At 61.4% G+C, this 23,020-nt stretch carries 18 protein-coding genes; 6 read left to right on the top strand and 12 right to left on the bottom strand.

Annotated features, from left to right (window positions below; translation table 11 throughout):
* Window positions 1–394 precede the first annotated feature (394 nt).
* Window positions 395–2,431: an NADH:flavin oxidoreductase gene (locus tag KUA23_RS18665; protein WP_078050950.1), complete on the bottom strand. Its 2,037-nt coding sequence runs from the start codon at window positions 2,429–2,431 to the stop codon at window positions 395–397.
* A 156-nt stretch (window positions 2,432–2,587) separates the two neighbouring features.
* On the opposite strand from KUA23_RS18665, the gene KUA23_RS18660 reads away from it, so the two are divergent.
* On the top strand, window positions 2,588–3,481 hold the full coding sequence (locus KUA23_RS18660; RefSeq protein ID WP_252992609.1) for a glycine betaine ABC transporter substrate-binding protein: 894 nt from the start codon (window positions 2,588–2,590) through the stop codon (window positions 3,479–3,481).
* A gap of 66 nt (window positions 3,482–3,547) precedes the next feature.
* On the opposite strand, the gene KUA23_RS18655 is transcribed toward KUA23_RS18660, so the two are convergent.
* Together KUA23_RS18655 and KUA23_RS18650 are read right to left on the bottom strand one after the other, a co-directional pair.
* Window positions 3,548–3,823 (bottom strand): hypothetical protein, encoded by a 276-nt coding sequence (locus KUA23_RS18655; protein ID WP_428847464.1) that lies wholly within the window; start codon window positions 3,821–3,823, stop codon window positions 3,548–3,550.
* 230 nt (window positions 3,824–4,053) lie between these two features.
* Window positions 4,054–4,509, bottom strand: coding sequence for a GNAT family N-acetyltransferase (locus tag KUA23_RS18650; RefSeq protein ID WP_078049130.1), 456 nt, complete (start codon window positions 4,507–4,509; stop codon window positions 4,054–4,056).
* A gap of 259 nt (window positions 4,510–4,768) precedes the next feature.
* Between KUA23_RS18650 and gabP the strand changes: the two genes are divergently transcribed.
* Window positions 4,769–6,178, top strand: a complete 1,410-nt coding sequence (gene gabP, locus KUA23_RS18645) for a GABA permease (RefSeq protein ID WP_252992608.1) — start codon at window positions 4,769–4,771, stop codon at window positions 6,176–6,178.
* Window positions 6,175–7,251: a choline metabolism transcriptional regulator GbdR gene (gene gbdR / locus KUA23_RS18640; RefSeq protein WP_252992607.1), complete on the top strand. Its 1,077-nt coding sequence runs from the start codon at window positions 6,175–6,177 to the stop codon at window positions 7,249–7,251. The genes gabP and gbdR overlap by 4 nt, the downstream gene beginning before the upstream one ends.
* A gap of 2 nt (window positions 7,252–7,253) precedes the next feature.
* On the opposite strand, the gene KUA23_RS18635 is transcribed toward gbdR, so the two are convergent.
* The 4 genes from KUA23_RS18635 to KUA23_RS18620 form a co-directional block, all read right to left on the bottom strand.
* Complete coding sequence (locus tag KUA23_RS18635) at window positions 7,254–8,597, bottom strand: c-type cytochrome (protein WP_252992606.1); 1,344 nt, start codon at window positions 8,595–8,597, stop codon at window positions 7,254–7,256.
* Window positions 8,598–8,613: 16 nt separating this feature from the next.
* Complete coding sequence (locus KUA23_RS18630; protein ID WP_099491896.1) at window positions 8,614–10,833, bottom strand: xanthine dehydrogenase family protein molybdopterin-binding subunit; 2,220 nt, start codon at window positions 10,831–10,833, stop codon at window positions 8,614–8,616.
* A complete protein-coding gene (locus KUA23_RS18625; protein WP_010211243.1) occupies window positions 10,833–11,288 on the bottom strand; it encodes a (2Fe-2S)-binding protein in 456 nt (151 codons plus the stop codon). The genes KUA23_RS18630 and KUA23_RS18625 overlap by 1 nt, the downstream gene beginning before the upstream one ends.
* Window positions 11,289–11,439: 151 nt before the next feature.
* On the bottom strand, window positions 11,440–13,140 hold the full coding sequence (locus tag KUA23_RS18620; protein WP_252992605.1) for an AMP-binding protein: 1,701 nt from the start codon (window positions 13,138–13,140) through the stop codon (window positions 11,440–11,442).
* A gap of 263 nt (window positions 13,141–13,403) precedes the next feature.
* Between KUA23_RS18620 and KUA23_RS18615 the strand changes: the two genes are divergently transcribed.
* Window positions 13,404–14,180 (top strand): ABC transporter substrate-binding protein, encoded by a 777-nt coding sequence (locus KUA23_RS18615; protein WP_099491894.1) that lies wholly within the window; start codon window positions 13,404–13,406, stop codon window positions 14,178–14,180.
* A gap of 139 nt (window positions 14,181–14,319) precedes the next feature.
* Here KUA23_RS18615 and KUA23_RS18610 read toward each other — a convergent pair whose 3' ends face one another.
* The 5 genes from KUA23_RS18610 to KUA23_RS18590 all read right to left on the bottom strand — a co-directional run bounded on the left by KUA23_RS18610 (window position 14,320) and on the right by KUA23_RS18590 (window position 18,451).
* Window positions 14,320–14,946, bottom strand: a complete 627-nt coding sequence (locus KUA23_RS18610) for a helix-turn-helix transcriptional regulator (protein ID WP_078049123.1) — start codon at window positions 14,944–14,946, stop codon at window positions 14,320–14,322.
* A complete protein-coding gene (locus KUA23_RS18605; RefSeq protein WP_252992604.1) occupies window positions 14,946–16,079 on the bottom strand; it encodes an NAD(P)/FAD-dependent oxidoreductase in 1,134 nt (377 codons plus the stop codon). The genes KUA23_RS18610 and KUA23_RS18605 overlap by 1 nt, the downstream gene beginning before the upstream one ends.
* Entirely contained in the window at window positions 16,076–17,020 is a 945-nt protein-coding gene (locus tag KUA23_RS18600) for an ornithine cyclodeaminase family protein (RefSeq protein ID WP_252992603.1), read from the bottom strand. The genes KUA23_RS18605 and KUA23_RS18600 overlap by 4 nt, the downstream gene beginning before the upstream one ends.
* A gap of 93 nt (window positions 17,021–17,113) precedes the next feature.
* Window positions 17,114–17,377, bottom strand: a complete 264-nt coding sequence (locus tag KUA23_RS18595; protein WP_223204463.1) for a hypothetical protein — start codon at window positions 17,375–17,377, stop codon at window positions 17,114–17,116.
* 132 nt (window positions 17,378–17,509) lie between these two features.
* Entirely contained in the window at window positions 17,510–18,451 is a 942-nt protein-coding gene (locus KUA23_RS18590; protein ID WP_078049120.1) for a LysR family transcriptional regulator, read from the bottom strand.
* A gap of 109 nt (window positions 18,452–18,560) precedes the next feature.
* On the opposite strand from KUA23_RS18590, the gene KUA23_RS18585 reads away from it, so the two are divergent.
* Together KUA23_RS18585 and KUA23_RS18580 are read left to right on the top strand one after the other, a co-directional pair.
* Window positions 18,561–20,060 (top strand): CoA-acylating methylmalonate-semialdehyde dehydrogenase, encoded by a 1,500-nt coding sequence (locus KUA23_RS18585; RefSeq protein WP_252992602.1) that lies wholly within the window; start codon window positions 18,561–18,563, stop codon window positions 20,058–20,060.
* 392 nt (window positions 20,061–20,452) lie between these two features.
* A complete protein-coding gene (locus tag KUA23_RS18580) occupies window positions 20,453–22,999 on the top strand; it encodes a hypothetical protein (protein ID WP_252992601.1) in 2,547 nt (848 codons plus the stop codon).
* The last annotated feature ends 21 nt before the right edge of the window (window positions 23,000–23,020 follow it).

Genomic DNA, 23,020 nt, shown 5'->3' with positions numbered 1-23,020 from the left:
AAAGCTCGACAGCTCCCACACGGGATCGGTGGTGTGGGTGGGATTTGTGCAACGACGAAACACTAGTGTGGGAGCTGTCGAGCCCCAGCGAGGCTGCGAAGGCGGCGGCACTGCGGGCATTTTTATCGACTGATCCACCGCTTTCGCAGCCTCGCTAAAGCTCGACAGCTCCCACAGGGGATCGGTTGTGTGGGTGGGATTTGTGCCACGACGAAGCACTCGTGTGGGAGCTGTCGAGCCCCAGCGAGGCTGCGAAGGCGGCGGCACTGCTGGCATTTTTATCGCCTGACCCACCGCCTTCACAGCCTCGCTAAAGCTCGACAGCTCCCACAAGGGGATCGGCTGTGTTGGCAGACATGACCGCCAAAAGCGCCAACAGAGGGCTCGGTGTTCTTTACAGGTCTTTAACCAACCGCAATGCATCATAGATCGCCGCATGGGTATTGCGCGCGGCTACGGCATCGCCGATCCGGAACAGTTGGAAGCGGCCGTTAGGGTTGGTCACGATGTTCTGCGGGTTCCCGGCAATCAAGTCGTGTTGCTCCACGGCCCCACCATTGCTGGAATGCGCGCGCAGGTCGAAGTACAGGTCGTCCAGGGGGAGGGTACCGTGGTTGACCACCACTTGATCGACCACCCGCTGCTTGTGCACCTTGCCGTAGTCGCTGCCAAAGCTGACGAGCAGCCGACCGTCGTGTTTCTCCACCGTTTCGACCCGGTAGGTCACGGTAAAGGTCACGTCCAGGTCTTGCAGGCTGCGCATGTAGGGCACCAGGTTCATGGCCATGACTTCCGGGGCGAACGCGCGGTCCGGGGTGACGATTTCGACGCTGGCGCCACTCTGCGCGATCACCTCGGCGGCTTGCAGGGCGGCATGGTCGCCGGCGTCATCGAATATCAGCACGTGACGCCCCGGCTTGACGTCGCCGGAAATGATGTCCCAGGTCGAGACCACCAGCTCATTCCCCTGGGCCAGCACCTCGGTGTGCGGCATGCCGCCGGTGGCGACAATCACCAGGTCCGGCTCGTGGGCCAGCACTGTCTCGGCTTCGGCCCAGGTGTTGAAGTGGAACCGAACGCCGAGGCGTTCGCACTGGGCCATGCGCCAATCGATGATGCCGATCATCTCGCGACGCCGCTCACTCAATGCCGTCAGGCGGATCTGCCCACCGGGCCGGTCGGCGGCCTCCAGCACGGTGACGTCGTGACCACGCTCTCCGGCCACCCGCGCCGCTTCCAGCCCGGCCGGGCCCGTGCCGATTATCAGCACCTTGCGCTTCACCGCCGCCTTGGGAATGTCATGGGGCATGCTGGTTTCGCGGCCGGTCGCCGGGTTGTGGATGCAGTAGGCCGCGCCACCCTGGTAGATACGGTCCAGGCAGTAATTGGCGCCGACGCAGGGCCGAATGTCTTCTTCGCGGCGCTCGATGATCTTGCGCACGATATGCGGGTCGGTCATGTGGGCGCGGGTCATGCCGACCATGTCCACCTTGCCCGAGGCAATGGCATAACGCGCGGTGGCGACATCCGGGATTTTTGCCGCATGGAAAGTGGGAAACCCGGTGGACGCGCGAATCTCGCCGGCAAAATCCAGGTGCGGCGAGTTGCGCATGCCCTGGATAGGAATCACATCGGTGAGCCCCGCATCCGTGTCGATATGCCCACGTACCACATTGAGGAAATCCACCAGCCCGCTGTCCTTAAGCATGTGCGACACCTGCAAGCCTTCGTTGGCAGTAAACCCGCCCGGCAAGGCTTCGTCGCCGGTGTAGCGCACGCCCAATAGAAAGTGTTCCCCGACCCGCTGGCGAATGCCGCGCAGGATATCGAAGGTAAACCGCATGCGGTTCTCCAGCGAGCCGCCGTACGGGCCGTCGAGGTCATTGGTGAGCGGCGACCAGAACTGGTCCATCAAATGCCCGTAGGCTTGCAGTTCCAGGCCATCCAACCCGGCCGCCTGCATGCGCTCGGCGGCGTCGACGTAGTCCTTGATGATCCGCTCGATGTCCCAGTCTTCCATCTTCTTCGGGAAGGAGCGGTGTGAGGCTTCGCGACGGTGCGACGGCGAAACCACCGGCAGCCAATCCGCCTTGTCCCAGCGTGTGCGACGACCCAGGTGCGTCAGCTGGATCATCACGGCCGCGCCGTGTTCGTGGCACTCATCCGTCAGGTCCTTCAGCCAGCCGACTACCTCGTCCTTGTAAGCCAGCACGTTATTGAACACCGGCGGGCTGTCACGCGATACCGCGGCAGAGCCTGCAGTCATGGTCAAGGCCACGCCGGCCTTGGCACGTTCGACGTGGTACGCGCGGTACAACGCCTGCGGCATGCCGTCCACCGGGTAGGCCGGTTCGTGGGCGGTGGTCATGATCCGATTGCGCAGGGTCAGGTGCTTGATCGTGTAGGGCTGCAGCAGGGGATCGCTGGACATCGGGGTGTGCTCCGTCGTGGGCATCATCAGGCTGGGCGATTTGAAATTAGGGTAAATGTACATAGGTGTCAATAATAGACGACACGTATGTACATTTTTATTGCGAGGCCCGGAAGTCGTCGCTAAGATCGCCTTCACCCCCTAGGAGGACGCCTGATGACTACTCAAGTGCGCTATCGGAAAAAAGCCTGTGCCTACCTGCTCGGCCTTGCGCTGGGTGCCAGTGCTGCACTGACCCATGCGGAGCAAAAACCACCGGTACGCATCGGTTGGGTGAACTGGTCCGATACGGAAATCACCGTCAAACTCGCCAGTACCGCGTTGCAGGAGCACCTCAAGCAACCGGTCAAGCTGGTGATGGCCGACATTGGCATCCAGTTCCAGGCACTGGCCAACGGCAACATTGACCTGATCCCGATGGTCTGGCTGCCCAGCACCCACAAGGCGTTCTACGACAAGTACAAGGACCGGCTTGAAGACCTTGGCGTGCTGTATGAAGGGCGAATCGGCATGGCTGTACCCACTTCGGTGCCGGTGGCGGAAGTGGCCAGCGTGGAAGACCTGAATAAGCCCGGGATCCGCGAGAAGTTCGACGGCAAGATCTTTACCTCCGAAGTCGGCAACGGCCAGTACAAGCTCACCGTCAAGGCGATTGAGGATTACAAGCTGAGGGGCTACAAACTGGTGGGGTCTTCGGAAAGCGGCATGCTCAACGAGCTGGACCGCAACCTCAAGCGCGACAAGTGGTCATTGGTCAACGCTTGGAGCCCGCACTGGATGTTCTCCAAATGGTCGCTGCGCTACCTGGACGATCCCAAGCAGATTTTCGGCGGCGCGGAGCAGATCCACGCCATGGCCCGTAAAGGCTTCAGCCAGGAACACCCCGAGGTGGCGTACTTCTTTGCGCATTTCTCGATCCCTCAGGCCGACCTCGAAGCGCTGATGATGCAGGCGCGGGAGAGTACGGCAGACAAGGCGGTGGCGGCGTATTACGCGGCGAACAAGGTGCGTTTTGAGGGGATGTTCAATCCGGGATTGGTTTCCCGGTAGGCATAGCCTTCTGCTCAAGGTTTCCGAGCGATTGTGGTGAGCGGGCTTGTCCCTCGCCCTACGATATCAGGCATATGAATAGCCGCCACGCGCTGCTCGCAGCGAATCGCGAACGGCATCGGTGCGCAACTGAAGTGTCATCTGCGCCTCGTCGATCACGATTTCTGCGACGATCAACACGCAGATCAGCGGCGCGGTCACGAACCAATGGCACCAGCATTGCGTCGCCAGTGACACGAAAACGCCGATGATCCACAGCGCCAGCACCCACTTTGGCGCGCGCTGTTGCAGCGGCACCCAGAACCTTGGCAGCCGTTTCAGGCGGGCCGTGTGCAGTCGCAGCGACTCTTCGAGGAGTGCGAGGTTACATAACGGTCGATGGCCGAAAGCTGTTCGGCCGTGAGCGGCGTTGCAATCGCCGGGGGCGCCGACATCAGCAGAAGGCTAGTCGCAAGAGTTCGGAGCATGGAAACCTCTAAAACGTTGTCGCTGTTTTGGGAGGCGCCAGTGTGCACAAGGGGGGAGTTTTACGGGGGGTCGATGGAGGGGGCGTGGAACCGATGGGAACGCAATCACAGGGGGTTGATGAATTTCACATACACCTGCTCAGGGTCGTGGTCGTCCAGGTTGTCGATCTGCCCGCTCGGCACGAATCCAGCCTTTGCAAACAACGCCTGGGCTGCGGTGTTTGACGCATTGGTCGAAGCAAACAGCTTGGGCGTCTTGCATGCCGCCTGCGCCGCCGTCAGCAACCGCAGCGCCACACCTTGACGCTGATGCGCCGGCGACACGACGACCAGCGCCACAAAGCCATGATCGAAAAAGTCATGGGTCAGCACCAGGTAACCGGCGCATCGGCCAGCGGTGTCGACGGCAACCAGGCATTGTTGGCGAACCACGGCGTCATGGATGAACACGCGGCGATGGGTGTGGGCGGTTGCGTAGGCGTCCAGTTCGATCAGGGCACGCACGTCGTCGGGTGTGGCTTGGCGAATGGGATCTTTCGCGTAGTTGCTGTCGTTAGGCATTGCAAGCGTCCTGCCAATGTTGGAGTACTGCTTTGACAGAGCCTACTCCATGGGTTGCTGACCTGGAAACACCATGCCTTTCCAAAGTTGCCTTCTGGTTTTTGCCCAGCCTAATGTCGATATCAGACCAACTCCCGCCGCTCCCAGGCTATTTTTGATGAACTCAGGCCGCGTAAGGTGACCCATCATTAAGAAATGATGATCGCCTGACTCTTCAGTCAGTACACCTTGACGTCGATCACCGAGAACAACAAAAACAATGAATAGCCTGAATTCCAACGATTCCAACGGCCAGTTGGCGCAAGGCTTCAAGCCGCGTCATGTGACCATGCTTTCCATTGCAGGCATTATCGGCGCGGGGTTGTTTGTCGGTTCCGGGCATGCGATTGCGGCGGCGGGGCCGTCGGTGCTGCTGGCTTATCTGTTCTCTGGCACGCTGGTGGTGCTGGTCATGCGCATGCTCGGGGAGATGGCGGTGGCCAACCCCGATACCGGATCTTTCTCGACCTATGCCGACCAGGCCATCGGGCGCTGGGCCGGCTTCACCATCGGGTGGTTGTACTGGTGGTTCTGGGTGCTGGTGATCCCCATCGAGGCCCTGGCCGCCGGGCATATCCTCAACCAGTGGTTCCCGCAGATCGACGCTTGGCTGTTTGCCTTGTTGTCGATCTTTTTGTTGGTGGTCACCAATCTGTTCAGCGTGTCCAAGTACGGCGAGTTCGAGTTCTGGTTCGCCATGGCCAAGGTGATCGCGATCATCGGCTTCATCGGCTTGGGCTTTGCGGTGCTGATGGGTTGGATTCCCGAGCGTGAGGTCAGTGGGTTGAGCCGGTTGATGGAGGAACACGGCGGTTTCGCGCCCAACGGACTGTCGGCGGTGGTTGGGGCCTTTATCACCATCATGTTCAGTTTTATCGGCACTGAGGCGGTCACCATCGCGGCGGCCGAGTCCAGTAACCCGGCGCAGAACATCGCCCGGGCCACGCGCTCGGTGATGTGGCGCATTGGTGTGTTCTACCTGTTGTCGATCTTCGTGGTGATTTCCGTAGTGCCGTGGAATGACCCGTTGCTTGCCTCGGTAGGTTCTTATCAGCGCGCCCTGGAGCTGATGAATATTCCCCACGCCAAGCTGCTGGTTGATGGGGTGGTGTTGATCGCTGTGGCCAGTTGCATGAATTCCTCCATCTACATTGCCTCGCGCATGCTGTTTTCCCTGAGCAAGCGCGGGGATGCCCCCACGTTGATGAAGAAGACCTCGGCGGCCAGCGTGCCGAGGGCCGCGGTGATTGCCAGCACCATCCTGGGCGCGGGCGTGACCTTGTTCAGTTACTTCGCGCCGGCCGGGTTGTTCCAGTTTCTGCTGGCCAGTTCGGGCGCCATTGCCTTGCTGGTGTACCTGGTGATCGCCGTGTCGCAGTTGCGCATGCGCAAGATCCTGCGACAGCGCAACGTCACGCTCACCTTCCGGATGTGGCTGTTTCCCTGGCTGACCTGGCTGGTCATTGCGTTCATCTGTGCCGCATTGACGGTGATGCTGGTCACGCCTGAACACCGTTTTGAAGTGTCATCGACCATCGGCCTGGCCCTGATGATTTCCCTGGTCGGCTTGCTCACCGCGCGGCAACCCGAACGCACGCAAAAACCAGTGGCCGCAGCCTCACCGCCATGAGTGGCCGCCCCGTAAGCAGCATCGTGTTCTTGCTGCTGGACCAGTTCACCCTGATGTCACTGGCCTCGGCGGTCGAGCCCTTGCGCATGGCCAACCAGCTCTCGGGTCAGGAACTCTACAAATGGCACACCGCGAGCCCGGACGGCAATCCCGTGTGGGCCAGTGACGGCGTGCCCATCACGCCGGACGGTTCGATTCTCAGCGTGCCGTCCGCCGACATTGTGATTGTCTGCGGTGGCATCGGCATCCAGGGCACCGTGACGGGTGAGCTGGTCAAGTGGTTGCGCAGCCAGGCGCGTTACGCCAAGCGACTGGGCGGTATCTGTACCGGTAGCTTTGTGTTGGCACGCGCCGGTTTGCTGGATGGCTATGAATGCAGCGTGCACTGGGAATGGTTGGCGACCATGCAGGAGGCCTTTCCTCGTGTGACGGTCAGTTCCAGCCTGTTCAGCCTCGACCGGGACCGTCTCACCAGCTCGGGCGGCACGGCGCCGTTGGACATGATGTTGCACCTGATCGGCCGGGATCACGGGCATGAGTTGTCGGCGGCCATCTCCGACATGTTTGTGTACGAGCGCATCCGCAACGAGCAGGACCATCAGCGTGTGCCGCTCAAGCACATGCTCGGCACCCAGCAGCCCAAGCTGCAGGAAATCGTCGCGTTGATGGAGGCCAACCTGGAGGAACCGATCAACCTGGATGAGCTGGCTGCGTATGTCACGTTGTCGCGTCGTCAGCTTGAGCGCATGTTCCAGAAATACCTGCACTGTTCGCCGTCGCGCTACTACCTCAGGCTGCGGCTGATCCGGGCGCGGCAGTTGCTCAAGCAGACACCCATTTCCATCGTGGAGCTGGCCGTGCTCTGCGGCTTTGTGTCCACGCCGCACTTCTCCAAGTGCTACCGCGAATACTTCGGTGTACCGCCCAGCGACGAGCGCTCCGTCACCGACAGCGAGCGATCCATCGTGCTCAAGCCGGTGATGCATGCGTTGCCTACGCCCGCGCCCATGAGCGTATTGGAGCAGGCGCGGGGAGAGGCAACGTTTGCCAGCGTGAAAAACCTGAAGCCCTGAACTCAGCGCATGTGCAGGATGATCGGGCTGCTGCTCGCCGGGTCAGTGTGCCCGCGCAGCTTGCCCACTGCCTTCGCATCGACCGCGCCACCGTTATTGCCCCAGGTGCTGCGCACGTAACTCAGTACATCGGCGATTTCCGCGTCGGACAATTGCTCACGGAAGGCCGGCATACGGTAGGCATCCGGCACGCCGGCCGCTACCACGCGTTGCGAGCCGTTGAGGGTGATGTTGATCGCCGAGGCGCTTTCTTTCGCCAGTGCTGACGTGGCGCCGGCCAGGGGCGGCATCCACTCGGGCTGGCCCTTGCCGTCGAGACCATGGCAAGAGGCGCAACGGGTGGCATAGGTATGGGCGCCGGGGGCGTCTTGAACCGCCGCCACTGCCTGATATTGCCAGGGTGTGCCGTCACGCTGTGGGTCGCCAGGCAGTGACTTGAGGTAACGGGCGATAGCGGCCAGGTCGTCGTCCTGCATGAACTGCGTGGAGTTGTTGAACGCTTCGGTCATCGAACCGTAGACCACCGCATGGGCATTACGCCCGGTCTTGAGGAACTGCGCGATCTGCGCCTCGCTCCAGCGCCCCAGCCCGGTGTTGGGGTCTTGGCGCAGGCTCGGTGCATACCAGCCATCGAGTAGGCCGCCGGCAAGGAACGGCGCGCCGGATTCGTCCAGGGCTTTCTCATTGAACGCCAGCCCGCGCGGCGTGTGACAACTGCCGCAGTGGCCGGGGCCTTGGACGATATACGCGCCGCGGTTCCACAGCGCGTCCTGATCCGGTTTCGCCGCGTAGGGGGCGGTGGGGGCGAACACGCCGTTCCACAACGCGATAGGCCAGCGCAGGTTGAGCGGCCACGGAATATCACTGGGGATATTCGGCTGGTTGGCCGGTTGCACGCCCTGCATGAAGAACGCATACAGCGCTTTTATGTCGTCGTCGTTGAGTTTGACGTAGGACGGGTAGGGCATGGCGGGGTAGAGCCGTCGGCCACCGGGTGCTACGCCATGGCGCACCGCACGGTCAAAATCGGCCAGGCTGTAAGTGCCGATCCCTGTCTGCTTGTCCGGCGTGATGTTGGTGGCGTGGATAGCCCCCAGCGGTGTAGCCATTTCCAGGCCGCCGGCGAACGGCGCCTTGCCCGCCAGGCTGTGGCAGGCCACGCAGTCGCTGAGGCGGGCGACATATTCGCCACGGCTGACCAGGGCGGGCTCGAAGGGGGCGGCGGCCTGCGCCTGTTCGAACGGTGTAGCAGGCTCACGGGTGACGTACCAGGCCAGCAGGCCTGCCGCGACCAGGCAGGGCAGCGCCAGCCAGCCTGCGGTTCTTGCGAATCGACGGTTGTTCATAGGCGTTTCCTGAAGGTCAGCTGAAGGTGTGTCGGCTCATTGGCAGGCTGCGAACACGCTGGCCCGTCAACTGCGCCACCGCATTGGCCACGGCCGGTGCCACGGCCGGCAACGGCGGCTCGCCGATACCGCCCATCTTTTCACCACTTTCAACCACCCGTACATGCACCCGCGCCATTTGCGCAGGCGCCAGGATCGGGTAAAGGTCGTAGTTGCGCGCCCGGGGCTTGCCATCCACGTACACCGCTTCTTCCAGCAAGGTCTGGGACAAGCCCAACGCCACGGCGCCATTGACCTGCGCCTCGACAATCGCCGGGTTGACGATGCTGCCTGGGTCGATGGCCTGCCAGATATCGTGCACCCTGACCTTGCCATTCTCGATGGACACTTCGGCGATCGCCGCCGTATGGGAGCCGAACGGCGAGGCCATGGCCACACCGCGTGCGCGCCGGCTGCCGTCTTCGGCGGTGAAAGGGCCGCGCTTCCAGCCGCCGGACAACTCAACCGCCGCTTGCAGCAAGGTGGTCAGCCGTGGGTTGTCGCGCAGCAGGTGCAGGCGCAACTCATAGGGGTCATGTTTGCCCTTGTCCGCGAGCTCGTCGAGGAACGACTCGTAGAAAAAGTCATTCAGCGAATTGCCCACCGATCGCCAGTAGCCGAGCATGGGCGCGCCTTTGACGTAGATCTGCGCGATGCGTTTGTTGGGGATTGCATAGGACTTGCCCGACAACCCTTCGACCGCCGTGGGGTCGATCTTGTCGCCCTGTTTGCCGGCGAGGGCTTCGGTCGGGCCTTCGGTGGCGCTGACCGCTTCGATGGCCACCGGCAGGCCTTTATCATCCAGACCGGCGCGGAACTTGACCACCGCCACCGGGCGCAATACATCGCGCAGGAACTCTTCCTCACGACTCCAGATCAGCTTGACCGGACGGCCCACCGCCTTGGCCAGCGCGATGGCCTGCGGGTAGGGGTTGGCCGAGTCATACAGGAAATGCCGGCCGAAAAAACCGCCGAGCAACGGCGAGTGCAGGTTGATCTGCGCAGGGTCCAGGCCGGTGCGCTTGGCGATATCGCCGCGGAACATGTCCGGCGCCTGGTTGGGCAGCCAGATATCCAGGGTGCCGTCGGGGTTGAAGCGTGCCAGGGCGGAGGGTGGCTCCAACTGGCCGTGGTTGAGGTACTGGTTGTGGTACGTCGCTTCGACCTGGGTCTTGGCGCCTTTGAGCGCGGCGGCCACGTCGCCTTCGTTCTCGTCATCACGGGCCGGCCCTTGCTGGGCAGCGAGGAACTCGAAGTGCTTGTCGCTGGAAAAATCCGCCGGCATGACCCGCAGTGCCGAGTCGGCAGCCGCTTCCTGCCAGTCGACCTGGATTGCTTCTACCGCACGCTTGGCGTGCCACCAGCGCTCAGCCACCACGGCCACCGCGCCGGGCAGCACGTGCACCGAATGCACGCCTTTCATCCCTTCGACCTGCGACTGATTGCGCAGGCTGCCCACGGTCATGCCCAGGCGTGGTGCATGCTGTACCGCGGCGTGGAGCATGTTGTCGACTTTCAGGTCGATGCTGTAGAGCGCCTTGCCGGTGGATTTATCGTAGGCGTCCAGGCGTTTGACTGGCTTGCCGATCCAGCGGAACTGGCTCGGGTCGCGCAGGATGATGCTGGCCGGGTCGGGCACTGGCATGTCCAGGGCGCGACCGGCCAGCTCACCGTAGCCCAGCGACCGGCCGGACGCCGCGTGCACCACGCGACCCGGCTGGGTGGTCAGTTCGCTCACCGGCACGCCCAACTGCTGGGCGCCGGCCTGCAGCAGCATCGCGCGGGCGAGGGCGCCCAGGCGGCGCATGGTCGGGTAGCTCATGCGCACCGACATGCTGCCGCCGGTGATGCGCATACCGTTTTCCATCACCACGTAGGCTTCGCCGGGCGGTGCGGCCTCGACGATGAATGTGGCGGGGTCGGCGTCCAGCTCTTCACCGACAATCTGCGCCATGGCGGTGTGCGTGCCTTGCCCGCCTTCCATGAAGGGGCTGAGCAGGCGCACCGTGCCGTCCGGACGAATCTCCAGGAAGGCCGGCACCTGGGTGCCGCGTTCGGCGGTGGTGGCGGCTTGTACCCGGCCCGAGCCCAGTGGCAGGCCAAAACCAATGACCAGCGCACCCACGGCCGTACTCGCCAGAAAGCGGCGGCGCGACAGGTTCACCGGTGCATCGAGCAGTTCGTTGATGAGGTTCATCAGACACCCCCCTGCTTGGCCAGGTCGTCGACGGCCGCGTGGATGGCGTTATAGGTGCCGCAGCGGCACAGGTTGATCATTGCCGCGTCGATCTGCGCCTTGCTGGGCGCCGGAGTGTGCTTGAGCAACGCCGTGGCCGCCATCACCTGCCCGGACTGGCAGTAACCGCATTGCGCCACCTGATGCTCGACCCAGGTCGCGACCACACGCTTGCCCACTTCATCGGTTTCAATCGCTTCGATGGTGGTGATTTCGCGCCCGACCACCCCAGCCACCGGCGTGACGCAGGAGCGCACCACATTGCCGTCCACCAGTACTGAGCACGCGCCGCACTGGGCCAGGCCGCAGCCATATTTGGTGCCCGTCAGGCCCAAGTCATCGCGGATCACCCACAGCAATGGCGTGTCCGCGTCGGCATCCACCTGATAGGCCTTTTGGTTGATTCGTAATTCCATGGCTCACCTGCTGATCGACGGTAGGTGCGGCCTGTTTTAGTGATGAACGCAGTGGCCGCTTATCGTCGAACTCTAGACCAGTGCGCCAGGGCTATCTATCCATTAGTCGCCAAGTCGGAGGATTGGGCAAGTATTCAACAGGATTGTGCGACTACGACTCAGCCGTTGGCCGCACGAAGTCCTCCTCGAAGTGCTCATGCTCACCCCGCGCATCCCCCTGGCGTCGCAGCACTTCCATTTGCCGCAGCTCTACTCGCCGAATCTTCCCGGAGATGGTCTTGGGCAGTTCGGTGACGAACTCGATACGTCGCACCCGCTTGTAGGGCGCCAGATGCTCACGGGCGAAGGCGAGAATGTGTTGGGCCAACTCCGCGCTGCCCGGTTCGTCGTGGGCCAGGATCAGGAACGCCTTGGGCACGGCCAGGCGTAACGGGTCGGGGCTTGGCACCACGGCCACTTCCATGACGGCCGGGTGTTCGATCAAGGCGCTTTCCAGCTCGAACGGACTGATGCGGTAGTCGGAAGCCTTGAACACATCGTCGGCGCGACCGACGAAGGTGATGTAGCCGTCGGCGTCGATCTGCGCGGTGTCGCCGGTGCGGTAGTAACCGTCACGCATGACCTCGGCGGTTTTTTCCGGGCTGTCTTCATAGCACAGCATCAGGCCGAGCGGGCGTACGTCCAGGGGCAGGGCGACTTCGCCCTCAGTGCCGGGACAGCCATCGGGATCAAGCAGGGCCACTTGATAGCCCGGCAGCGGGCGGCCCATGGAACCCGGCTTGAGCACCTGGCCGGGGGTGTTGCCCACCAGGGCAGTGGTTTCCGATTGGCCAAAACCGTCGCGCAGCGGCAGGCCCCAGGCGTGTTGGATCTGCTCGATGATTTCCGGGTTCAACGGCTCCCCGGCGCCGACCAGTTCGCGCAGGCTCAAGCGCGGTTTGTAGCTGGCGAGGTCTTCCTGGATCAGCATGCGCCACACCGTAGGCGGCGCGCACAGGCTGGTCACGCCGTAGCGTTCCAGCGCACTGAGCAAGGCCGGTGCGCTGAACCGCGCGACGTTATGGATAAAGATGCACGCCCCGGCATTCCACGGCGCGAACAGGCAACTCCAGGCATGCTTGGCCCAGCCGGGCGATGAGATGTTCAGGTGCAGGTCGCCTGGTTGCAGGCCGATCCAGTACATGGTCGACAGGTGGCCCACCGGGTAGCTCTGGTGGCTGTGCAGCACCATCTTCGGCTTGGACGTGGTGCCCGAGGTGAAGTACAGCAGCATCGGGTCGGTGGCCAAGGTTCGGCCTTCGGCCTCGAAGTGTTCGGGGTATTCAAAGGCAGCGCTGTGCGAAACCCATCCGGCAGGCGCCGAGCCCACGCAGATACGGCTGCAACCCTCCGCCAGGCCGGCGAATTTGTGCACATGCGCATCGCCGACCACCACATGGCGAACCTGCCCGCGTTCGATGCGGTCACGCAGGTCATCCGGGTTCAGCAGGGCGGTGGCGGGGATGACCACTGCGCCGATCTTGAAGGCCGCGAGCATGGTGTCCCACAACGCCACATCGTTGCCGAGCATCAACAGCACACGATCACCCCGGCATACGCCAAGGGCACGCAAGTGGTTGGCCACCTGGTTGGAGCGCCTGGCCAATTGCTGGAAGCTGTAGCGCTGCTCGCTGCCGTCCTCTTCGACGATCCACAGCGCATTCGCCGCATTGCCCTCGGCCATGGCGTCGAAATAATCCAGGGCCCAGTTGAATTCGCCCAGCTGCGGCCAACGGAAATCCCGTACGGCGGTGGCGTAGTCGGTGCGGTGAGCGAGCAGAAAATCCCGAGCGGCCAGGAAGGGCTGGGTCATGGTGGCTGTCCTTAATTATTGTTGTGGGACTTGCCCCCGGCTGAACCGAGAGGCTGGACCGAGTATAGGCACGCATAAATCAGAGCAGAACGCTCAAAAACACCGGTGCGTTGTGCAAAAAAGTCATGGGTGTGCACCGGCGCGGTAGCGTGATTGACGATCAAGACGTAAAAGTCCAATATGGAATTATAAGTACAAAAGCACCGCTGCCCTCTCTTTCTTCAGGCTTGCCAAAACCAACAACAACTTGCGAGAACATCCTCATGAAGAAACGCGCCCTCATTACCGCCCTGGCCTTTGGCCTGCTTGCGTCCAGCCACTTGGTGGCCGCCGAGAAAACCCTGCGCATTGGCATCGAGGCGGCTTACCCGCCCTTTGCGTCCAAGACCCAGGAAGGCAAGATCGTCGGGTTCGACTACGACATCGGCAATGCGCTGTGCGCGCAAATGAAGGTCAAGTGTGTGTGGGTAGAAGGGGAGTTCGATGGCCTGATTCCCTCTCTCAAGGTAAAGAAAATCGACATGGCGTTGTCGTCCATGACCATCAACGAAGACCGTAAGAAGTCAGTGGACTTCACCCACAAGTACTATTTCACCTCATCGCGCCTGGTGATGAAGGACGGCGCGGTGGTCGATGACCAGTACGCCAGCCTCAAGGGCAAGACAGTCGGCGTGCAACGCGCCACCACCACGGATCGTTACGCCACCGAGGTGTTCGAGCCCAAGGGCATCAACGTCAAGCGCTACAGCAATAACGAAGAGATCTACATGGACCTGGCTGCCGGGCGGCTGGATGCGATCTTTGCCGACACCATTCCCCTGAACGACTTTTTGCAAATGCCACGGGGCAAGGGCTATGCGTTTGTCGGCCCGGAACTCAAGGACCCGAAATACGTGGGCGAGGGTGCCGGGATTGCCGTGCGCAAGGGCAATACCGAGTTGGTCAGCGAGTTGAACGCGGCGATCGACGGCATCCGCGCCAGTGGTGAGTACCAGAAGATTTCGCAGCAGTACTTCAAGTCCGACATCTACGGCGACTGAGAGGTCTACGCGGACTAAATGTGGGAGCGGGCTTGCTCGCGAATGCGGTGGCTCAGTTGGCCTATCGGGTGGCTGACACTCCGCATTCGCGAGCAAGCCCGCTCCCACACTTGTCTGGCGGTATTTCCAGCCGTACCGATCAGCCCTTCAGTTCTTTCAAATGCTTGTAGACCGTCGCCCGCCCCATGCCCAGCACATTGGCCACATAGTTCGAGGCGCTCTTGCCCTTGAATGCCCCCTCGGCGTGCAGTGCCAGCACCAGCTCACGCTTGTGGTCACGGGTCAGCAGGTTGAGGCTCAACTGACGCTCGCGCATCCACGCATGCAGAAACGTATTGATACGCTCCTGCCAGTCATCGCGAAACAGCGCGTCCGGTTGCGGGATCAGTTTGCTCGGCGACAGGAACAGGTCCAGCGCCGCCTTGGCGTTTTCAAACAGCGAAATATTCAGGTTGATGCACAGCACCGCCAGCCGGCGGCCTTTGTGGTCGTGCAGCACGGTGCTCAGGCTGCGAATTTTCTGACCGTCCCAGTTAAGCTTTTCGTACGGGCCAATATTCACTTCGCTGACGTCAGCGTCGAGCATGTCTTCCAGTGCCGAGTCATCACCAATGCTGCGCTTGGACAGGTTGTTGGCGATGTAATCGACTTTTTGTGAACGCAGGTCATGCAACACCGCTTCGGCGTGAGGGAAGAACAGGGTGGCGATGGCGTCGGCCATCGCGCGGAAGTTCTGCATGACCTTGTCTTGTTCAGCGGTGTTCATCAATGCGGCTCCAGGCGGGCAGGGGAGAGCATACCAGCGTCGAGGCCGAACTGCGTCAGTGCCTCCGGCAGCGGCGCGCCACGCACCAAGGCCGCGCTCGCCTGGCCCATGGCCGGCGAGGTCTGGATGCCGTAGCCGCCCTGTGCCGCCACCCAAAACAGGCCCGGTATCATCGGGTCGAACCCCGAAAGCAGGTCACCGTCGTGCACAAAGCTGCGCAGGCCGGCCCAGGTACGGGTCGGGCGGCGGATGGTCAGGGTGGTGGCTTCTTCGATCTGGTAGATGCCCATGGCGATGTCCAGTTCTTCGGGCTGGATATCCTGGGGCTCGACCGGGTCGGCGTTGGCTGGCGAGCCGAGGAACATGCCGGCGTCGGGTTTCATATAGAAGGATTCGTCCAGCGCCACCAGCATCGGCCAGTGATGGCTGTCGACGCCTTCTGGGCCGGCGAAGATGAAGGCCGAGCGCCGCTTGGGTTGCAAGCCGATGGAGGCAGCGCCGGCGAGCCCACCGATATGGTCGGCCCAGGCGCCGGCGGCATTGATGATCACCGGCGCGGTGCAGGTGGCATCCTGGGTGTGCACCTGCCACATGCCGGCGGCGTCGCGGCTCAAGCCGAGCACGTGGCTGTCGGTGCGCACCTCGCCACCGTTGCGGCGGATACCGCGCAGGTAGCCCTGGTGCAGGGCATCGGTGTCGATGTCGCTGGCGGTGGGGTCATACAGCGCGCCGTGGACTTTTTCGCGGCGCAGGATCGGCAACTTCGCACAGGCTTCATCGGCACTGAGCAATTCGACCTGGGAGACGGTGGCCTTGGCGTTCAGGTATTGAGCGTTCAACTCGGCCGCATCGCCGAGGAAATCCACGGTCATTTCGCCCCGTGGCGTCAGCAGCGGGTGTTCGCAGAAACCCGCTGGCGGGTTGTCGAAAAACGCCCGGCTGGCCAGGGTCAGCGCGCGCACCTGCGGGGTGCCATAGGCGGCGGAATACAGGGCGGCGGAACGCCCGGTGGAGTGATAGGCCGGGTGGCTTTCACGCTCCAGCACCAGCACCTTGCCGTGCTGCGACAACCAGAAACCGGTGGACGCGCCGGCAATGCCGCCGCCGATGATGATGAAGTCTGCGTGGCTCATAGTTGTCTCCAGAGGGCATGGGCCAGTGCGATGTCTTCCAGGCCCAGGCCGATGGAGCGGAAGAATACGTGGCGGTCGTAGGTCGGGCGCGGCACCTGTTCGCTGAGCAATTCAGGCAGGTCACCTACCACTGTGCGTGGGTCCCAGCCGTGTTGTTCGGCGGCGATCAGCATCTCACCGGCCGAGCCTGGGGTGGTTTGTCGATAGTCGCAGAATACCTGCATCGCGCTGAGACTTTGTGGCGGGACCTCATGGGCACGCGGGGCATTAGTGCTGATCGAGGTGATCAGCGCCGGTTTGCTCAGGCACGCCGGGTCGAGCACCGGCCCGGCCGACGAGGTGCACAGCAGGATCACGTCGGCGTCTTCAACCGCCGTGTCGCTGCTGTGCGTGATGACCACCCGAGGGTCCAGGCGCTTGATGCCTGCGGTGGTCTCGGCGCTGGCGTTGGCCAGGCTGGGCGAAAAGACGCTGATGCTCTGCCAGTCTCGCAGGTGTCGGGCGTAGTGCAAATGCGCCTGTGCGACCTTGCCATTGCCAATGATCGCCAAACGCCGCGCGGACAAGGGCGCCAGCGCATCCACTGCCAGGGCCGTGGTGGCGGCGGTGCGTGCCGTGGTCAGCTCGGCGGCATCGCACAACAGCACTGGCTGGCCGGTCTGCATCGACATCAGCAAGGTCCAGGCCGTCACCAGCGGCCCTTGCTCGCGCACGATATAGGGCGACGTCTTGACCCCATACACCCCATCCTCGGCCAGCACGCCCAGGTAGTTGATGAAGTCACCCGCCGCGTGGGGGAATTCTACCCACTGCTGTGCCGGCTGCACCGCTTGCCCGGCCGCCAGGTCTCGGAACAGCTTGCGCAGGATCTGCGGTACATCGACCTGGGCGAGCAGTTCGTGGGCCTGGGCCGAGTGGATCACATGAGGTGAGGTGGACATGGGGATCTCCGCATTTAAACTAATTTGTCCATTATGGACTTTTAGTTCTGTCGAGCAATATCCCACTGCAAAAAAGCTGGCGCGATGCGCGCCTCACTTGCCCAAGTGCTGATTCATCAGGTTGTCCAGCACCGGTCCCCGGCTGGCCGCTTGCCATTCGTGAAAGTGCTGGCAGCCCTCCACATTCGCGTCTGCGATATTGCTGCGCGGGTCACAGATCATCGACCAGCGTTGTTGCAGCGACGGGTACTTGATGAAGTCCGCCCGCGTTGGCGGTTGGCAGCCGAGCAAGGCAATGGCGGACATCACGGCAGCGGTGGTTTGAAAGGCGGTGGAGGGGACGATGTTCCAATTCATGATGATCAACACTCCCGCAGGAGAGCCCTTGAGATAGTTCTGCAGCGGCCTGGAGTGGTGTGGCCGCAGGCGCATCCTACGGGCGAATTGGTTCCTCAAAAAGATCCACTTATGATTGATTGGATAGAGCCATTATGTCGCCGTATAGCGAAACCCCGCGGACAATTTGCCCTTCAAATAACTGACCAACGCGCTCACCGACTTCGGCACATGGGGCGAGTACGGTCGGATCAGGTAGATCTCATCGGCGAACGCGCCCTTGAGCGTCCAGTCCTTGAGCACCTGCACCAGCTTGCCGCTGGCCAGGGCGGCATGGGCGCTGAAGTCCGGGAGCAGGGCGATGCCCAGGTGGTTGAGCGCCGAATCGCGCAGGGCCTCGCTGTTATTGGTGGCGAAGCTGCCGGCGATGGGCACGGTGAGGCGCTCGATGTTTTTTGTGCCGCGCTCAAAGGTCCAGGCGGGCTGGTCGGTGCCGCGCGGGTAGAACAGGCAGTTATGCGCGGACAGGTCGCCGGGTTGGCGTGGTTCGCCGTGGCGTTGCAGGTAGTCGCGGGTGGCGACCAGTACTGAGCCGGTGTCGCAGAGCTTCCACGCCACATGGGTTTCCGGCACCTGGAAACCATGGCGTACGGCCAGGTCGTAGCCTTCGGCCGCCAGTGAACTGAGGGCGTCGGATACGTCCAGTTGGATGCGCACCTGCGGGTACTGCTGCAAGAACTCCGACAGATGCGGCACCAGTTGCTGACGGGCAAACGCCACCGGCGCGGTGAGGCGCACCAGCCCGCGAATTTCCCCGGCCGAGTCGCGCACCGACGAGAAGCTGCGGGCGATCTGTTCATAGGCGCTGCGCACGTCGCGGGTCAGCGACTGCCCCGCATCGGTGAGCCGTACGCTGCGCGTGGTGCGCGTCACCAGTCGGGTACCGGTGGCCTTCTCCAGGTCGGAAATGCGCTGGCTCACCGCCGACTTGCTCACGCCCAGGCGTGCGGCGGCGGCCGTGTAGGTGCCGTGTTCCTCCAGCACTGACAGCCAATGGATATGGGTCCATAGCCCTTCGATCTCAGCCTTTTCCATGGGTGTATTGTTCGCTGTTGTGGACAATAAGTTCTGGATTCTGCTCTGGTTTGGAACAAATCGAAAGCCTATCGTGTGCGGCAACGCTACTCACCTGGGATCGCCTGCCATGACCACCACCATCGAGCACTACATCAACGACCAGCGCGTGTCCCGCGATGATCGCTATCAGGACGTCTACAACCCGGCCACCGGCGAAAAGACCGGCCGCGTCGCCCTGGCCAGCCGCCAGACCGTCGCCGAAGCCGTCGCCGCTGCTCAGGCCGCGTTCGCCGGCTGGGCGGACACGCCGCCGATCCGCCGTGCGCGTGTGCTGTTCGAGTACCTGCACCTGCTGCGTGAGCGCAAGGATGACCTGGCGCGCATCATCGTCGCCGAACATGGCAAGGTCTTTACCGACGCCCAGGGCGAAGTCGACCGTGGCATCGACATCCTCGAATTCGCCTGTGGCATTCCCAACCTGCTCAAGGGCGAGCATTCCGACCAGGTTTCCCGTGGCATGGATAACTGGACAATGCGCCAGCCCCTGGGCGTGGTCGCCGGCGTTACGCCGTTCAATTTCCCGGTGATGGTGCCGATGTGGATGTACCCGATCGCCATCGCGGCGGGCAATACCTTCATCCTCAAGCCAAGCCCGACCGACCCGAGCGCCTCGCTGTTCATGGCCGAACTGCTGCGCGAAGCCGGCCTGCCCAAAGGTGTGTTCAACGTGGTGCAGGGCGACAAGGAATCGGTGGACGCGCTGATCGAACACCCGGACGTCAAGGCTGTGAGCTTTGTCGGCTCGACGCCGATTGCCCAGTACATCTACGAAACCGGCGCCCGTAATGGCAAGCGCGTGCAAGGCCTGGGCGGCGCGAAGAACCACATGGTGGTGATGCCCGACGCGGATATCGAAAAAACCGTCGACGCCCTGATGGGCGCCGCCTACGGCAGTGCTGGCGAACGCTGCATGGCCATTTCGGTGGCGGTGCTGGTGGGCGATGTGGGCGACAAAGTCATCGCCGCCCTGACCGAACGTGCCAAGCACCTGCGCATCACCGACGGTCGCGACCTCAAGGCAGAAATGGGCCCGATCGTGTCCCGCGCGGCGCTGGAACGCATCAGCGGCTACATCGAACAAGGCGTGCGGTCCGGCGCGCAGTTGCTGCTCGACGGGCGTGACTATGTACCCACTGAACCGGGCCTGGAAAACGGCTTCTGGCTGGGTGCGACGTTGTTCGACCACGTGACTAAAGAGATGAGTATCTACCGCGAAGAAATCTTCGGCCCAGTGCTGGCCTGCGTGCGCGTGAATGACTTCGCCGAGGCCATCAAGCTGGTCAACGATCACGAGTTCGGCAACGGCGTGAGCTGCTTCACCCGCGACGGCAACATCGCCCGCGAGTTTGCACGGCGCATCGAAGTGGGCATGGTCGGCATCAACGTGCCGATCCCGGTGCCGATGGCGTGGCACGGGTTTGGCGGGTGGAAGAAGAGCCTGTTTGGCGACATGCATGCCTACGGCACCGAGGGTGTGCGCTTCTACACCAAGCAGAAGTCGATCATGCAGCGCTGGTCGGAAAGCATCGAGCAGGGCGCCGAATTCGCCATGCCAGTCTCCAAATAACCAAAGCCTGTACACGGTCAACTGTGGGAGCGGGCTTGCCCGCGATAGCGTGGTGTCAGGCAGTACATCTGGCACTGATTCACCGCTATCGCAGGCAAGCCAGCTCTCACATTTTTTATTGCGTGGGCTTCAGGCGATCAAATCCGCGTTTTAGCTTGGCCGTTTCCAGGAGTTTGAGTGCTGTGCTCGTGAAACAGTGCGCAATGAACGGGCCTTCTCATTGAAGGAACCCTTTGACTTTCAGGAGCGACTTATTGGCCTGCTGGTATCGGTATCGTCGTGCGGTCTATGTACGAAGATATCCTGCCATGTGTGCCCTTCTCAAAAAGCGTAAGAATCATGCTTTCAACGGCGTAGGGAAAATTACGAGAATATTTAAAGGTCGTCCTTTCATGAGTGTAAATACGTACTCTTCGTCGCCTATCCTCGCAGCCGACTACTCCTATTTGAATGACGACATGGGTTTCGTCGAGGATGGACTGACGCTGACCTATGCGGGTGTTACTTTTTCTCGTGCCCGGTCGACATCCGTACCAGCGGGTTCCGATTCTTTTCATAACACCCTGATTTTTGGATCCGATGCGGTATCGCCACCGACTGCACGCGATCCGTTGCCAGAGCAGATACAACGTATCAATGCCTATGCGAGTCGTGTCGTTACGCATGCCAGCAATATTGAAGTGGGCAGTGAAGGCGAAAGAAACATACGCTTCCAGCAGGTTCGCCAGTTCCTGGAGCCAGCGGGTTACTTCAGTGGTGGACTGCTGGCTGCCGGTTACGATCCGCATGAGAAATTCACGCTCAAGTTCACCTCGTACACCGGGGTCGGAAAACCTGAGCATTTGACCCGCACCGACACGCGTACTTACTTCGCCTGGGAAATCGCGGCCGGCGCACTGGCGCACGACAAAGTCCAGAGAGGCGGCCCGCTCAATTTCCAGTTCATGGAGATCGAGCCGCAAGACCGGAGCAAGGTCGCCGACCTGGAGTCCGTGGGTACGCACCTCGAGAAACACTGGGACAATGCAATAGCGCCGCCCATGCGCGACGCGTCCGGAGTGCTGGCAGAGCGCTCGGGCAAAGCGGACGCCTACGTTGTTAGAGGCACCTTGCAAAGCTTGAAGAACAATAAGAATACGTTCAAGACCTTAAGCGCCGATGGTCAAGCGGCGGTCACGCGAACACTGTCGCACAATGGGCAAGTGATTATTCCCAACCTCTATGGCTACCCACTGACGGGTTACGCATTTATTCCTTACACCGCCTATGACGGCAATTATGAGCATCGCCCAAACAAGGGGTTGATGATCGATTTGAAGAAAGGCAGGGTGAGTGAGATACAAGGTGATGAGGCATTTGCCAACTGGGCTAAAAACAACAGGGACAATTTGTTGCGCAGCTTCAATGCCCGCGACAGGCAAGGCGGCCTGGATGCCCATTGGCCAAAGGCTGGGGATGTGCTCGATAACGTGATTGCCGGTAATCACGCCAGTTACCCTGGGTACTCCAGCGTGTTCAAAGACAAAGCGGTGCCGGTGTGGGAGACATTCAACTACACCAGCGCGCGCAGCAGTGCTTACCAACTGATCTATGGTCGCCTGGATTCCGGTATTGCTGCCAAGTACCAAAAGGCGAATGCCGACAACGCGGTTTGGTCCGATCAAACCGAGGTGTTTGGCTCCGCGCAGCAAAACTGGAAGGCAGCAAAAGATCTCTGGGGAAGCACCTTTGGCTACGTACCCATCGTCGGCAACATCGGCACTATTGTTTTCGGGATTCACGATTCCATCGATGGAATGACCGCCAGTGATCGCGTTGGCGGTAATGCGGCAGTGGTTATATCAGGGCTGCAACTTGCGCACGAATTATTGCCTGGCGACGGGGTGCTGGAAGCGGGTGAACCCCTGTTGACTTTTGATTCCTCCACCCGCGAACAGTTTGGATGGCGATACAGTTCGCCCGCTGACGGTTTTGAATTAGTGCGGGAGCCGAAGTATCAGGTCACAACGGATGAGGTAGCTGTTTCGTTGGAAAATGCGCCTGAGACGACGCCTGCTTTCAAACTACCTTCATCTTTGACAGGCCTGCGCGAGGTGGAATTCAGGGGGAAGGTGTACTACGCCGCTGAACACCCCGACGCGGGTGACTCAATGCATTACCGGTTATATGTAAAAGATCCGCATGATCCTGAAAAACTAGTGAGTAGCGGTATTGCTGCCAAGCCTGATGCCGCGGGCGTGTGGCAAAAAATGGGTGTGGTAGGGGGCGGGAAAATATCAGAATTTTTCTCACCTAAATATAGGCGGGCACGCGCGGAGTTGGAGGCGGTCATTGCGCAGCGCGATAACGTGGAGGCCGTCACGAAAGAGGAAATGCAACGGGTTGAACGTGTGCTGGGTTCACTGATACAGGGCAGTAATGCGGAGGATTTCGCGGGTGTCGAAACCTATATTGAGGCAGGCTCCGATTTTGTTAACGGGCCTCTGCGTTCCGGCGACACGTCGCCTGATCTGGAAGCGTTTCTTGAAGAGTTCAACCAACTGAATGCTTATGAGGGTAAGGCCTATCGCAGCGCCTTTGTCACACGTGACGGCGCAGAAAGAATTAAAAAAGGCGTTGGAAAGGTTTTTCAAGATGCCGGTGTACAGTCAGCTTCGGCAACTGTGGGTAACGCCGGAGAATGGGAAAGATGGGCAAAGAATGCCGTCAAGGGCCGAAGTGATAAAGTCCAACCTGTGGTGTTTGTATTCGATGAGTCAATACCCAAGAAAAACCTATCAACCGGATACTTGATGGATCATGTCGCTGTGGGGCCTGGAGAAAGCATGAAAGTACTTGCGTACGAAGAACACAATGGCAAGCTGTTCGTCTATCTCTCCAGGCCTTCTGAAGTGCCCGACCATCTTTACACTATCTATGACGGGGCTCCGATTTATTGAGCCCACGGCCGCACCGCCGTG

The organism is Pseudomonas pergaminensis (assembly GCF_024112395.2).
GTDB lineage: Bacteria > Pseudomonadota > Gammaproteobacteria > Pseudomonadales > Pseudomonadaceae > Aquipseudomonas > Aquipseudomonas pergaminensis.
The sequence above is the reverse complement of the archived record's forward strand: the minus strand, read 5'-3'. Positions and strand labels throughout refer to the sequence as shown.

Excerpts from the sequence above, each read along its gene's own strand:
- KUA23_RS18665 (WP_078050950.1), bottom strand. The coding sequence starts at position 2,431 with ATGTCCAGCGATCCCCTGCTGCAGCCCTACACGATCAAGCACCTGACC.
- KUA23_RS18660 (WP_252992609.1), top strand. The coding sequence starts at position 2,588 with ATGACTACTCAAGTGCGCTATCGGAAAAAAGCCTGTGCCTACCTGCTC.
- KUA23_RS18650 (WP_078049130.1), bottom strand. The coding sequence starts at position 4,509 with ATGCCTAACGACAGCAACTACGCGAAAGATCCCATTCGCCAAGCCACA.
- gabP (WP_252992608.1), top strand. The coding sequence starts at position 4,769 with ATGAATAGCCTGAATTCCAACGATTCCAACGGCCAGTTGGCGCAAGGC.
- gbdR (WP_252992607.1), top strand. The coding sequence starts at position 6,175 with ATGAGTGGCCGCCCCGTAAGCAGCATCGTGTTCTTGCTGCTGGACCAG.
- KUA23_RS18635 (WP_252992606.1), bottom strand. The coding sequence starts at position 8,597 with ATGAACAACCGTCGATTCGCAAGAACCGCAGGCTGGCTGGCGCTGCCC.
- KUA23_RS18630 (WP_099491896.1), bottom strand. The coding sequence starts at position 10,833 with ATGAACCTCATCAACGAACTGCTCGATGCACCGGTGAACCTGTCGCGC.
- KUA23_RS18625 (WP_010211243.1), bottom strand. The coding sequence starts at position 11,288 with ATGGAATTACGAATCAACCAAAAGGCCTATCAGGTGGATGCCGACGCG.
- KUA23_RS18620 (WP_252992605.1), bottom strand. The coding sequence starts at position 13,140 with ATGACCCAGCCCTTCCTGGCCGCTCGGGATTTTCTGCTCGCTCACCGC.
- KUA23_RS18615 (WP_099491894.1), top strand. The coding sequence starts at position 13,404 with ATGAAGAAACGCGCCCTCATTACCGCCCTGGCCTTTGGCCTGCTTGCG.
- KUA23_RS18610 (WP_078049123.1), bottom strand. The coding sequence starts at position 14,946 with ATGAACACCGCTGAACAAGACAAGGTCATGCAGAACTTCCGCGCGATG.
- KUA23_RS18605 (WP_252992604.1), bottom strand. The coding sequence starts at position 16,079 with ATGAGCCACGCAGACTTCATCATCATCGGCGGCGGCATTGCCGGCGCG.
- KUA23_RS18600 (WP_252992603.1), bottom strand. The coding sequence starts at position 17,020 with ATGTCCACCTCACCTCATGTGATCCACTCGGCCCAGGCCCACGAACTG.
- KUA23_RS18595 (WP_223204463.1), bottom strand. The coding sequence starts at position 17,377 with ATGAATTGGAACATCGTCCCCTCCACCGCCTTTCAAACCACCGCTGCC.
- KUA23_RS18590 (WP_078049120.1), bottom strand. The coding sequence starts at position 18,451 with ATGGAAAAGGCTGAGATCGAAGGGCTATGGACCCATATCCATTGGCTG.
- KUA23_RS18585 (WP_252992602.1), top strand. The coding sequence starts at position 18,561 with ATGACCACCACCATCGAGCACTACATCAACGACCAGCGCGTGTCCCGC.
- KUA23_RS18580 (WP_252992601.1), top strand. The coding sequence starts at position 20,453 with ATGAGTGTAAATACGTACTCTTCGTCGCCTATCCTCGCAGCCGACTAC.